Here is a 12,205-nt window from a genome sequence, read left to right as displayed (position 1 = left end):
CGTTCTTGCGAGTGCCTGCCGATGTCCGACCTTCCTGCTTCGTCACCTTCTTCCCCTGCTTTGTCTGCCACCGATCCGTTGCCGGTCGACGTGCGTTTCCGCATGCGCGTGCGCAAGGGCGACACGGTTGCACTCGGACCCGGCAAGATCGCCTTGCTGGAAGCCATTGCCGAACACGGTTCAATTTCCGCCGCGGCGCGCAGCCTGAATATGTCGTACCGGCGCGCGTGGATGCTGGTGGAAGAGATGAACCTGTCCTTGAAGTCGCCCGCGACCGCGTCCGAACACGGCGGCAAGGCGGGCGGGCGCAGTGTGGTCACGCCAGCAGGGGCTGCGTTGATCCAGCTGTATCGGGATATCGAAGCGCGGGCCTACGCGGCTGCGCAAGACGAGATCCGCACCTTGGCGGACCTGTTCAAGCCGTAATCGGAGTGCGTGCCGTCATCCGTCGCAGGCCGGGCTGGTCCGATCTGAAGGCGAAACGCGATCTGAAGGCGAACCTGATCACGCCGCGCGTTGGCCTTCCCGTGATCACGCCAGCAGCGACACCGCCTTGATCTGCGCCCACGCCTGCATGCCAGGCGCCAGGGCCAGCCGGTCACACGAATACTGCGTGATCCGCGCCAGCAACGGCGTGCCATCGGCATCCAGCCGCAGCAGTCGTTGCGCGTTCGTGGCGCCCGAAGCAATTTCCGCCACCGTCACCTTCAGAACGTTCAGTATGCTGCCGTCCTGCTGCGGTGAAAGTGAAATGCTGACGTCGCGCGCCATCACCACCAGCCGCGCCCGTTGCCCGATGGCCATCGGCGGTCGCACCACCCGGAAGGTCGACGCGCTGCCGGGCAGGGCCACGGTCACCAACTGATAGGCCGGATCGTAGGCCGTCACTACCCCGTCCACGACTACCGATGCGTCGTCACCCATGGCAGGCGGCAAGTCGACGCGCGACAACAGTTCGTTGATCGGACCGCTCGCCAGCACCCGGCCTTCGTCCAGCAGTACCAGATGATCGGCAAGGCGCGCGACTTCATCGGGCGAATGCGTGACGTACACGACCGGGATGTCCAGCTCGTCATGCAGCCGCTGCAGGTAAGGCAGGATTTCCTGCTTGCGCTGGGTGTCGAGGGCGGCCAAGGGCTCGTCCATCAACAGCAGACGCGGACTGGTCAGCAAGGCACGTGCGATGCCCACGCGCTGGCGTTCGCCGCCCGACAATCGGTCCGGCGCGCGGTCCAGCAGATGCCCGATGCCCAGCATGGCCGCCGCGTCGTCCAGCTGGACGCGGCGCTGTGCCCGGGGAATTCGCTTCATTCCATACGCAAGGTTCGTCCGCACATCCAGATGCGGAAACAGGCTGGCTTCCTGGAACACATAGCCGATGGGCCGGCGATGCGTGGGCAGCATGATGCCGCGCGCGGTGTCCAGCCAGGTCTCGCCCGCAACCCGCAAATGCCCTTGCGACGGCGCTTCCAGGCCTGCCAGGCATCGCAGCACGGTGGTCTTGCCGGAGCCCGATGGCCCGAACAGGGCGGTCACGCCGCGGCCTGGCAGGGCCAGGTCCACGTCCAGGGTAAAGCCGTCGTAGTCGAGTTGGAAGTGGGCGTTGATGGATGGCGCATCGCCGGTCAGGGCGACCTGGGCTGCCGGTGCGTCCGGTGCGTCCAGTGCGTCCAGTGCGTCCAGTGCGTGCTTAGGGGAAGCACCACCCTGTGCCACGCTTTTGTTGATCCTGTCGGTCATGGATGAAACGGCGCGTGCCGCCGGCGCGCGTACAGCAACAGCAGGATCGCGAACGAAAAGATCAGCATGCCGCCCGCCAGCCAATGCGCCTGCGCGTATTCCATCGCTTCCACATGTGAATAGATTTGCGTCGACACCACCCGCGTCTTGCCCGGAATGTTGCCGCCTATCATCAGCACCACGCCAAATTCGCCGACCGTGTGGGCGAAGCCCAGGATGGCTGCGGTAATGAAGCCGGGCCGCGCCAAGGGCAGCACGATGGTGATGAAGGTATCCCACGGGCTGGCCCGCAAGGTGGCGGCCGCTTCAAGCGGGCGTGCGCCGATCGCCTCGAATGCGTTCTGCAAAGGCTGCACCACAAACGGCAGCGAATAGAACACCGACCCCACCACCAGCCCTGCAAAACTGAACGACAGCGTGCCCAGACCGAGTTGCTGCGTCAGCTGCCCGAGCGGCCCATTCGGTCCCATCACGACCAGCAGATAAAAGCCGATCACGGTCGGCGGAAGCACCAGGGGCAAGGCCACCACCGCGCCGACCGGACCTTTCCAGGGCGATCGTGTGCGCGACAGCCACCATGCAATCGGGGTGCCGACCAGCAGCAGCAAAAGCGTGGTCAGGCCAGCCAGCTGAATCGTCAGCCAGATTGCGGACAGGTCGGACGCGTCGAGAGGCATGCCGATGCGGACTCAGTTTTGGTAGCCGTACGCGCGGATCACCGCCGCGGCGGCCGGGCCTTTCAGGTAATCGATCAATGCGCGCGCGGCAGGATTGTCCTTGCCCTTCTGGAGTATGACGGCGTCCTGCCGGATCGGATCATGCATCGATGCAGGCACCTTCCAGGCGGACCCGCTGGTGATGGCGCCATCTTTCGAGATCTGCGACAGCGCAACGAAGCCCAGCTCGGCATTGCCGGTCGACACGAACTGGTGCGCCTGCGCAATGCTCTGGCCTTCAACCAGCTTGCCGGCCACCGCCTGCGTCAGCCCGAGCTTGGCCAGGACCTGCGTGGCCGCCAGACCATAGGGCGCCGTCTTGGGATTGGCGATGGCAAGATGCGCAAACCGGTTGGCTTTGAGCACGTCGCCCTTCGCATCCACATAGTCGGCGCTGGCCGACCACAGCGCGAGGGCGCCGGTGGCATAAGTGAAGCGCGAGCCGGCAACCGTCAGGCCTTCCTTGTCGAGCTTTTCGGGGGTCGTGTCATCGGCTGCCAGGAACACGTCGAACGGCGCGCCATTGCGGATCTGCGCGTAGAACTGCCCGGTCGCGCCAAACGCAGCTACTACCTTGTGCCCCGTGGCCTTTTCGAAATCCGCCGCGATGCTCTGCATCGGCGCCGTGAAGTTGGCGGCCACCGCGACCTGGACGTCGGCCGCGTGCGCGGCGGTCAGGGACGATGCGCTAAGGGTCAGGATGCAAAGGCAACGCAGTATCGGGCGGGTGGGCATCGGGCGTTTCCATCGAGAAGACAAAGTCGCCAGCAGACATCCCGCCAGCGTTTTCGTTATGTTCGACAATATACAACGACTGGTGCTGGATGCCGGTCGGGGTTGAAAGCGGGCGTGTCGCGTCAGGGGGTATTGCTTGGTGCTGGTGCCTGATGCTGGTGCCTGGTGCCTGGTGCCTGGTGCTTCGTGCTGATGCTTCGTGCCGATGCTTCGTGCTGATGATGATGCTTGCGTCTTACAGCGCCACATACCGCCAGACCAATGCTGCGCCCGAGGCGGCCACGACGACGCTGACCATTTTCAGGAAGGTCGCTTTGGGCAAGGACAGCGTGATGCGCCGGCCGATCGTCGTGCCGATCAGCATGGCCGGTGCAAGCATCAGCGCCAGCATCCACACCGGCCTGTCGGCATAGACACCGGCCAGCAGGAACAGGATCAGCCGGGTGAGCGTGCTCAATCCGATCAACGTGGATTGGGTGACGCGTTGCCGATCCGGCGATGCAATGCGCCGGCCCAGGTAGATGGCGTACAGAAAGCCGCCACTGCCGAACAGGGCAGAGCAGATGCCTCCGACGACGCCAAAAGGTAGCGCGGCGCGCGGGCTGAAGGCGGCGGCGGGACGCCAGCCAATCGCCGAATACATGCCGTAGGCCAGTGCAAAGAGGCCCAGCGCAAGCTGCAGCGGCGCGGGCTGCCCCAACAGCAGGATGGCCGCGCCGACCGCGCTGCCGGCCAGCATGGCCGGGACAAGCCGGCGAAGCTCGCTGCGATCCGCCGCGTTCCGATCGCGTGCCACGTTGACGCTGGCGGCCGCAAAGTCGAGCAGCGCCAGCAGCGGGACGATAGTGGACAAAGGCAACCAGTTGGCCAGGACCGGTCCCGCCACCAGCGCCGTGCCGAAGCCGGCAATGCCGAAGATGACATAGGCGACGGCGACTCCGGCGCAGACGATCCCCATGGCCAAGGGCGGAAGGGGAAGCAGGCCGGCGGGGAAGAGCAGGTCGGGCGGCAGGTCGGGCAGGGGGAGGTCGAGCAGGAAGAGGTCGGGCAGGAGGAGGTCGAGCTGGAATAGGTCGGGCATCGTCGAACCGCGGGCGCATCGGGATCGTCAATGTATCGAGCCCATCCGATGCCGGCCATTGCCAAATAAGGCGTGGGGCCATCGCAATCTGCGATGGTCAGTCAGCGGCTTCCGTGCACGTCGCCACCAGGGCATCCGCCAGCCGCCGCGTGATGGCCGTCGCATCGTGCCGGCAGATCAGCAGCACGCCCGAATCGGCGCGGGCATCCTCAAGCGTGATCGCCTTCACGCCCGTTGGCGCCATCTTGGCCATCGACGCCGGCACGATCGCCACACCAAACCCTGCTTCGACCAGCGCCAGCTGCGACCACTTGCGCGACCTGACAGCCGCGGGCTGCGGCGAAAAGCCATGCGCGCGGCACAGGTCGGCCACGCGATGGCCCAGCCCGCCCCGCTCCGGGTGCGCCTGCGCGACAAAGCGCTCGTTGCGCAGGGCCGCGACCGGCACGCTGCTGCACGACGCCATTGCATGCGTTGCGGGAAGGACCGCCATCAACGATTCACGAAACAACGGCGTGTACTGAAGATCCGCATACCTGCGCAATATCGGCTCACGCGCCAGGCCCAGGTCGGCGCGGCCTTCGCGGATCTCATGAGCCTGATGTTCGGACGACGCCGTGGCAATGTCGATGGACACGCCAGGGTGCGCATCCACATGCCGCGCGATCGCCGCGAGCAGGGCGGGACCGAGCGGAACCGAGCTGGAGTGCAGCAGGTGAACCGTGCCTTCGGTGCCGCGCTCGGCATGCACCGCGCTGACGGCAGCATCGTCCAGCGCCGCCAGAATGCGCCGCGCGTTGCCATACAGCGATCGGCCGGCAGGCGTCAGGTCCAACCCGCGCGCATCGCGGATCAGCAAGGTCACCTGCAGCGCCTGTTCGATGTCGCGCACCTGCCGGCTCAAGGCTGACTGGGCAATGAACAGGCGTTCCGCCGCCAGGCTGAAGCTGCCTGCGTCGACGATCTCGACGAAATAACGAAGCTGTCGGGAAGTAAGCATGAAGCAAGTGTACGGGCGTGTCATGCCGATCCGATACACTTCCCGGTTGCTCAGGCTTAGCGGGCAGGTGTCCCGCTGCCCCATCCCAAAGGTCCGCTGTCTTGCAACACACCGCGCTTCCCCGTTACCCCGTCATGGTCCTGATCCTGGGCGCGCTCGCGTGCCTGGGACCCATGTCGATCGATGCCTATCTGCCTGCCTTCGGCGCCATTGGCCGCGACTTTCGCTTGCCGGCCGAAGTCGTGCAACTGACGCTGGGCATGTACATGGTGGCCTATGCCTTCATGACCCTGATGCACGGCACGCTGTCCGATTCCTTCGGCCGCCGCCGCGTGATCCTGACCTCGTTGCTGGTATATGCCGCGGGGTCGGTCATCGCGGCGATTGGCCTGGACTTCAACTGGTTGCTGACCGGGCGCGTGCTGCAGGGCCTGTCGGCGGGGGCGGGCATGGTGGTCGGACAGGCCATCGTCAATGACTGTTATGAAGGCGCCACCGCGCAAAAGACCATGTCCTACATCATCATGGTGTTCGGCGTGTCGCCTGCGTTCGCACCCATCATCGGCGGGTACGTGGCGTCGCATTCGGGCTGGCGCGGCATCTTCGTCATGCTTGCGATCCTGGCCGCGCTGAGTGCGGCGCTGTGCGCATGGCGCCTGCCGGAAACGCTGCCCCCTGCGCGGCGCCAGCGGTTTGCCGTGGGCGTGCTGCTGCGCAATTACGGACGTGTACTGAAAGACCGGCAATTCGTTGCAATGGCGATTGCCTTTGGCACGCTGTTCGCGGGCTTCGCGTTCCTGATCGGCGCCGCGCCCGACTTCGTCACGCAGGTGTTGCGCCTGCCCGAAACCGCGTTTGCCTACCTGTTCATTCCGCTGGTGGTCGGCATGATGAGCGGATCCTTCCTGGCCGCCCGCATGGCGTCCCGCTGGTCGGCGTCGCGCATGATCGGCCTGGCCTACGCGATGATGGGGCTGAGCTGCGCCATCAACATCACCTACACCGCCCTGGCCGAAGTGCCCACCGTGCCCTGGGCGGTGGTGCCGCTGGGCCTGTTTTCGTTCGGCCTGTCGATCGCGATTCCCAGTATGACGCTGCGCATCCTGCGCCGCATTCCGGAACTGGCCGGCACGGCGGCCTCGGTGCTTGGCTTCATCCAGATGGTGTTCTTCTCGGCCGTCAGCGGCTGGTTCGTGCCGCTGGTGTACGGCAGCGCGCTGAAGCTGGCCGTGGCCTTGGGCGCCGGCGTGGTGGTGAGCGGCGTGGCGTGGTGCGTGCTGGGCTGGTTGTTTCGCGAGCAGGAAGCGGCGGCCCCTGCCGCGGGGTAACCAGAAGGCTGCAGCAGGACGCAGGCCCAACGCTTTGCTTCAATGCGCCCGAGCTTGGTAGGCCACGCCGTAACGTTCGGCCAATTCAAGCAGGCGACGATCCTTGGTCCAGAGTCGCGCGGTCGGGGTAATCAACGTCGATGCAACAAGCGTGACATCGACAAAGCGGCAACCCATGCCGAACAGACTGTCGCGTTCGATCAAGTCCCTGACTTCTGCGACCGATGCCTGCCGAACCTGACGCAGCGTGTCCAGATCCTCAAGGGTTTTCAGTCGCGGTGACGGCGGCGTACCGCAAGCAATCTCGGCGATCACCATGGGATGCGTCAGCACGTCATCCTGGAGCATCAGCAGTTCCAGCGTTGAATTGTGCTTACGGAAATGATCCACCCAGACTGAGGTGTCGACGAGCACGCTCATGATCGTTTTGGCTGTTCGCGGCGCCGTTCTACATCCCGCATATCTGGCGCCTTGCCGCCAAGGGCCGCCAGGCGCTTGCCTGCTCGAACGCGGACGTAGAGTTCTACAGCCTCGCGGAACAAGTCCGCCTTATCCATTTCGGGATCTGCCACTTCCAGCGCTCGGGCATACAAGGCATCATCGATCGTCACAGTAGTTCGCATGGCAGCTCCAAAAATGATGCACTAATGCATCAAAATTCGCATCATTGCCAGAATCACGCTGCATTGACCGTCAAGCCCAAAAGCTTGGAACAGTCATGCGCCCGCTAGAATGAGCATTCCTGTTCCAGGCTGAAGCGCTGCCCGGACTTCCCCGCATTCTTCCTTCCCTTCCGGATTTCCATGGACATCACCTCCACCTTCTCCACCCGCCGTGACGAACTGCGTGCCCGCCACGATGCGCTGGCGGCGGCCGAGCCGAAGCTGCGCGCGCGGGATCGTGCCACCCGCCTGAACGTGTCGGAAGCGGAACTGGTGGCGGCGGAGTGCGGGGGGGTGGTGGCCACGCAACTGGCCGGTGCGCCCAAGGAAATTTTTGGCGAACTGGGTTCGCTGGGCGAAGTGATGGCGCTGTCCCGCAACGATGCGTGTGTGCATGAACGTCACGGCCGGTATGAAGACATCCAGCTGGGTCATGGTCACGTCGGACTGGTGCTGGGTCCGGACATCGATCTGCGGGTGTTCTTCGACAGCTGGCGTTGTACCTTCGCGGTCACCGAAAACGGCCGCCGCAGTCTGCAATTTTTTGATCGCTACGGAAGTGCGGTGCACAAGGTGTACGTGACCGACGCCACCGATGCGGCCGCCTACGACGCGCTGGTGGCGAAGTTTGCCGCGCCATCTCCTGCATGGCCGGACGTCGAATCCATCGCTGCCACTGTCAACGTTGACAAGAGCAACGATGACAGCGGCAACGATGACAAGAACAACCACAACGTTGACGACGTCAACGATCCGCAAGGCCTGCGCGCCGCATGGCAGGCCCTGAAAGACACGCACGACTTCTTCCCCATGCTGCGCAAATTCAAGGCGACGCGTCTGGGCGCCTTGCGCGCGGCGGGAGCCGACCTGGCGCAGCAAGTTCCGCTCGACACCGCCGAAACGGTGTTGACGCGCGCCGCCGAAAGCGGACTGCCGATCATGGTGTTCGTCAGCAACAAGGGCATCGTGCAGATCCACACCGGCCCGGTTGAAAAGCTGCTGCGCACGGGACCCTGGTTCAACGTGCTCGATCCGCGCTTCAACCTGCACCTGAACACGACCGCCATCACGTCGACCTGGGTCGTCAACAAACCCACGGTGGACGGCTGGGTGACCTCGGTGGAGGTGTACGCCGCCAACGGCGACCTGATCGTGCAGATGTTTGGCGCCCGCAAGCCCGGCAAGCCCGAACTGACCGCCTGGCGCACCCTGCTGGTGGGCCTGTGCAGCGAGCCGCTGGCGTCGTAAGCGGCCCACGCAAGTTTGCAGTTTGGCCGGATTTATGTTTGACTAACGACTTGTCCGCTGCGCCTGGCGCGGCGGATCACTCAAAAAAGCACCCCTTCCGAATCGCATCATGGCCCAAGCTTGTCACGCCATCTCGAGCATTTCCGCCGCACGCTGCCCAGCGTCGACGGCGGCTGCCCGTGCGATTCGCGTGTCGGCCGTCGCCTCGATCGCCCTGATCTCCTCGCTGCTACTACCGACCGGCTGCCGGGCCTAGTGTCCCGTGGTAGTTCGGCAGCCCCCGGCCACGCTCTCGGTTTAACCGTCCGGTAGACCCGATCAGACAGCCAGCGACTCAGCTGCACCTAACGCCAGCCGATCGCACCCCTAGCAGGAGACTTACATGTTGAAGAACCCAGCGGCGAAGTACCGCCCTTTCCCCGCGTACGACTTTTCCGAACGCACCTGGCCCAACAAGCGCATCACGACGCCGCCGATCTGGATGAGCACCGACTTGCGCGACGGCAACCAGTCGCTGATCGAGCCGATGAATGCCGAACGCAAGATGCGCCTGTTCGAAAAGCTCGTCGACATCGGTTTCAAGGAAATCGAAGTCGGCTTTCCTTCGGCATCGCAGACGGACTTCGACTTCATCCGCAAGCTCGTCGACGAAAACCGCATTCCTGATGACGTGACCGTCGAGGTGTTGACGCAGTCCCGCGAAGACCTGATCCGCCGGTCGATCGAGTCCGTCATTGGCGCCCGCCGCGTCATCGTCCACATGTACAACGCCATTGCGCCGGACTTCCGCCGCATCGTGTTCAACATGTCGAAAGACGAAGTCAAACAGATCGCTCTCGACGGCACGCGTCTGATCCGCGAATTGACGGCGCAGCATCCGGAAACGGAATGGGTTTATCAGTACTCGCCTGAAGTCTTCAGTTCCGCCGAACTCGATTTCGCCAAGGACGTGTGCGATGCCGTGTCGGCCGAATGGGGCGCGGGCCCGGGCCGCAAGATCATCTTTAACTTGCCTGCCACCATCGAATGCGCGACGCCCAACGTGTACGCGGACCAGATCGAATGGATGCACCGCAACCTGAACAATCGCGAGCACATCGTGCTCAGCGTGCACCCGCACAATGACCGCGGCACCGCCGTCGCCGCCGCCGAACTTGGCGTGATGGCCGGCGCCGATCGTGTTGAAGGCTGCCTGTTCGGCAACGGCGAGCGCACCGGCAACGTCGATCTCGTCACCCTTGCCTTGAATCTGTACAGCCAGGGCGTGCATCCGGGCCTCGACTTTTCGGACATCGACGACGTGCGCCGCTGCGTTGAATACTGCAACCAGTTGCCCGTGCACCCACGCCATCCGTATGTAGGCGATCTGGTGTTCACGGCGTTTTCGGGTTCGCACCAGGACGCGATCAAGAAGGGTTTTGCGCAGCGCCAGCCCGACACGATCTGGGACGTGCCGTACTTGCCGATCGACCCGGCCGACGTGGGCCGCAGCTACGACGCGGTAATCCGCGTGAACAGCCAGTCCGGCAAGGGCGGCGTGGCCTACCTCTTGCAGCAGGAACACGGCCTGGACTTGCCGCGCCGCTTGCAGATCGAATACAGCCGCGCGATTCAGCGCGTGACCGACGAGACCGGCCGCGAAGTCACGGCCACCGACGTGTACGCGATCTTCCGCCGCGAGTATCTTGATATTGCCGTGCCCTACAAGTTCGTGCGTCACCGCATCGCGAGCACCGATGAAGGCATTCGTGTCGACGTCGACGTGATCTACGAAGGCCAGGCGCGCACCTTGTCCGGCAACGGCAATGGCCCGATCGACGCGTTCGTGAACGCGCTGGACTTGCCGATCCGCGTGATGGATTACCACGAGCATTCGATCGGCATCGGCGCCGACGCATCCGCCGCCAGCTATGTCGAATTGCGCATCGGCGAATCGCCCACGGGCTTTGGCGTCGGCATCGACCACGACATCGTCACGGCCAGCTTCAAGGCGGTGCTGAGCGCGGTCAACCGCCACATGCAAAGCACGGACACGGCCGACGAAGAGACTGCCGACGAGCCCGTCGAAGTGTGAGCGTAAGGCGAGGCAGCACGCTGCCTTGCCGTGCATGAAAAAACCTGCCGGATCACTGGGATCCGGCAGGTTTTTTTTCGTCTTCAGCAATCAGGAAGGCCGAGTGCGGTGCATCAAAACCCCGACCCAGGCTGCTTCAAAAACGCCTGTTCCTGCGACGTACTTCCCCGCGCCAGCACCGCATTGCGATGCGGGAACCGCCCGAAGCGGGCGATGATGTCGCGGTGGCGAATCGCGAAATCCAGCGAATTCTGCGATGCCGGATGTTCCTGTGCCAGCGTCGTGTACAGCGCGACGGCGCGTTCCTGGATGTCGATGTTTTCGCTGTGCATCAGCGGCAGATAGACGAATTCCCGCTGCACATGGGGCAGGCGCAGATACTGGCCGCTGTCGATCAGGCCTAGCGCGTGGGTCAGCGCCTTGGCGTCACCGGAAAACGCGGCAGGCGTGTCGCGCCAGATGTTGCGGGTGAACTGATCCAGCAGCACGATCAGCGCCAGTTCGCCTTCCAGTTCGGCGGTCCAGGTGTCGAGGTCGCCGGCGATCGCGCGTTGTACCGAACGTTCAAAGCGCGCCCGCATCTGCGCGTCCAGCGCCGGGTTCTTCTGGAACCAGACGTGGCGCGGCTTCAGGTAGCCGGGGTCGTCCTTGGGCAGGAACCAGAAATCAATGACGGATTGCCAGGGATGCATCGCCATGAACGATCAGCTCTCCCAGGTGACGTTGACCTTCTTCTGCTCGGACCGGCGCAGCAGGTCGAGCAACGGGAAGGCGCGCTGGCGCAGGCCGACGTATTGCGCGGCGCGCGCAGCTTGCGCGGGGTCGTCTTCGTCGAAGTTGGGGTCTTTCTCGGCGTTCAGGGCGCGTTCGATGCGGGCGATGGCATCGGGCAGTTGTTCAGGCGTGAACACGCCGCGCTTTTCCAGGGTGTCGCCGACCGCTTTGCCCGCGAGTTCCAGCAACGGCTTGGCATGCTCGCCGAGCATGATGACTTCACCGGCAGCCTTGGATCGAAAGGTGATGATCATGGACGGCTCCTTGTTGTTGTAGGTGGATTCATTATGACGGTAACAGGCACGCCTACCTAGCGTACGTGAAGCGCCGGTAACGGTTTGCGCGAACCGTAACCTCGGTCCTCCCCCTGACGATGGAGCCTGGCTGACGAACTACACCGGCCGTGGTCAGCCCTCAGGCGCGCAGGTAGCTCCACCCTTGCGCCTGACGTTCGGCCAGATGCAGCACGGCGGCGGGTACGGTGGCGATGCCGTCGGGTACGGTGCGCGCCGTGGCTGTCAGCGTGTTGGCGCACACACGCAAGTGCGTATCGAGCGCATGCGGGGTGTCCAGTGCCGCGGCCACGGCACCCGCGTTGACGACGAGTTCAACGTGCGCGTCGGGCGCGAGCTTGAGCAGATTGGCCAGGTTGCGACGCGCGCGTTCGAGCGAGGCGGGGGTGGGAGCGTGGATGAGCAGACGGACCATGACTTCGGGTTCCTGAGGTGGCGCGGACGGATGGCGCGGACGGATGGCGCGGACGGGTGCGCAGGGAACGTAAAGGTAACGCCGAAAGCCAAGGGTAAGGCCCTAGGGACGCCAACATGCAATTTAATGCACTATTTGC

General features: G+C 64.2%; 14 protein-coding genes. 4 read left to right on the top strand and 10 right to left on the bottom strand.

Annotation, left to right across the window (positions count from 1 at the left end; translation table 11 throughout):
* Positions 1–21 precede the first annotated feature (21 nt).
* On the top strand, positions 22–426 hold the full coding sequence (locus tag HD883_RS17630) for a winged helix-turn-helix domain-containing protein (protein ID WP_257022277.1): 405 nt from the start codon (positions 22–24) through the stop codon (positions 424–426).
* 105 nt (positions 427–531) lie between these two features.
* Here HD883_RS17630 and modC read toward each other — a convergent pair whose 3' ends face one another.
* The 5 genes from modC to HD883_RS17605 form a co-directional block, all read right to left on the bottom strand.
* Positions 532–1,740: a molybdenum ABC transporter ATP-binding protein gene (gene modC / locus HD883_RS17625; RefSeq protein WP_179583151.1), complete on the bottom strand. Its 1,209-nt coding sequence runs from the start codon at positions 1,738–1,740 to the stop codon at positions 532–534.
* The gene (modB, locus tag HD883_RS17620; protein WP_218863101.1) at positions 1,737–2,417 is read right to left on the bottom strand and encodes a molybdate ABC transporter permease subunit; all 681 of its coding nucleotides are present in this window, start codon (positions 2,415–2,417) and stop codon (positions 1,737–1,739) included. Before modB ends, modC begins: the two co-directional genes overlap by 4 nt.
* Positions 2,418–2,429: 12 nt before the next feature.
* Positions 2,430–3,191, bottom strand: coding sequence for a molybdate ABC transporter substrate-binding protein (modA, locus tag HD883_RS17615; protein WP_179583152.1), 762 nt, complete (start codon positions 3,189–3,191; stop codon positions 2,430–2,432).
* A 235-nt stretch (positions 3,192–3,426) separates the two neighbouring features.
* The gene (locus HD883_RS17610; RefSeq protein WP_257022276.1) at positions 3,427–4,272 is read right to left on the bottom strand and encodes a sulfite exporter TauE/SafE family protein; all 846 of its coding nucleotides are present in this window, start codon (positions 4,270–4,272) and stop codon (positions 3,427–3,429) included.
* A gap of 97 nt (positions 4,273–4,369) precedes the next feature.
* Positions 4,370–5,272, bottom strand: a complete 903-nt coding sequence (locus tag HD883_RS17605) for a LysR family transcriptional regulator (RefSeq protein ID WP_179583154.1) — start codon at positions 5,270–5,272, stop codon at positions 4,370–4,372.
* 134 nt (positions 5,273–5,406) lie between these two features.
* On the opposite strand from HD883_RS17605, the gene HD883_RS17600 reads away from it, so the two are divergent.
* A complete protein-coding gene (locus HD883_RS17600; RefSeq protein ID WP_179588488.1) occupies positions 5,407–6,600 on the top strand; it encodes a multidrug effflux MFS transporter in 1,194 nt (397 codons plus the stop codon).
* A gap of 39 nt (positions 6,601–6,639) precedes the next feature.
* Here HD883_RS17600 and HD883_RS17595 read toward each other — a convergent pair whose 3' ends face one another.
* The gene (locus HD883_RS17595; protein ID WP_179583161.1) at positions 6,640–7,020 is read right to left on the bottom strand and encodes a type II toxin-antitoxin system VapC family toxin; all 381 of its coding nucleotides are present in this window, start codon (positions 7,018–7,020) and stop codon (positions 6,640–6,642) included.
* Complete coding sequence (locus HD883_RS17590) at positions 7,017–7,223, bottom strand: type II toxin-antitoxin system VapB family antitoxin (RefSeq protein WP_179583163.1); 207 nt, start codon at positions 7,221–7,223, stop codon at positions 7,017–7,019. The genes HD883_RS17595 and HD883_RS17590 overlap by 4 nt, the downstream gene beginning before the upstream one ends.
* 180 nt (positions 7,224–7,403) lie before the next feature.
* On the opposite strand from HD883_RS17590, the gene HD883_RS17585 reads away from it, so the two are divergent.
* A complete protein-coding gene (locus HD883_RS17585) occupies positions 7,404–8,510 on the top strand; it encodes a hemin-degrading factor (protein WP_218863103.1) in 1,107 nt (368 codons plus the stop codon).
* A 382-nt stretch (positions 8,511–8,892) separates the two neighbouring features.
* Positions 8,893–10,584, top strand: a complete 1,692-nt coding sequence (leuA, locus tag HD883_RS17580) for a 2-isopropylmalate synthase (RefSeq protein ID WP_179583165.1) — start codon at positions 8,893–8,895, stop codon at positions 10,582–10,584.
* 113 nt (positions 10,585–10,697) lie between these two features.
* On the opposite strand, the gene HD883_RS17575 is transcribed toward leuA, so the two are convergent.
* The 3 genes from HD883_RS17575 to HD883_RS17565 all read right to left on the bottom strand — a co-directional run bounded on the left by HD883_RS17575 (position 10,698) and on the right by HD883_RS17565 (position 12,066).
* On the bottom strand, positions 10,698–11,282 hold the full coding sequence (locus HD883_RS17575; RefSeq protein WP_218863104.1) for a DUF924 family protein: 585 nt from the start codon (positions 11,280–11,282) through the stop codon (positions 10,698–10,700).
* 6 nt (positions 11,283–11,288) lie between these two features.
* Positions 11,289–11,612: a DUF1840 domain-containing protein gene (locus HD883_RS17570; protein WP_179583167.1), complete on the bottom strand. Its 324-nt coding sequence runs from the start codon at positions 11,610–11,612 to the stop codon at positions 11,289–11,291.
* 160 nt (positions 11,613–11,772) lie between these two features.
* Complete coding sequence (locus HD883_RS17565; protein ID WP_179583169.1) at positions 11,773–12,066, bottom strand: DsrE family protein; 294 nt, start codon at positions 12,064–12,066, stop codon at positions 11,773–11,775.
* Between the last annotated feature and the right edge of the window lie 139 nt (positions 12,067–12,205).

Source organism: Pigmentiphaga litoralis (assembly GCF_013408655.1).
Taxonomy (GTDB): domain Bacteria; phylum Pseudomonadota; class Gammaproteobacteria; order Burkholderiales; family Burkholderiaceae_B; genus Pigmentiphaga; species Pigmentiphaga litoralis_A.
The sequence above is the reverse complement of the archived record's forward strand: the minus strand, read 5'-3'. Positions and strand labels throughout refer to the sequence as shown.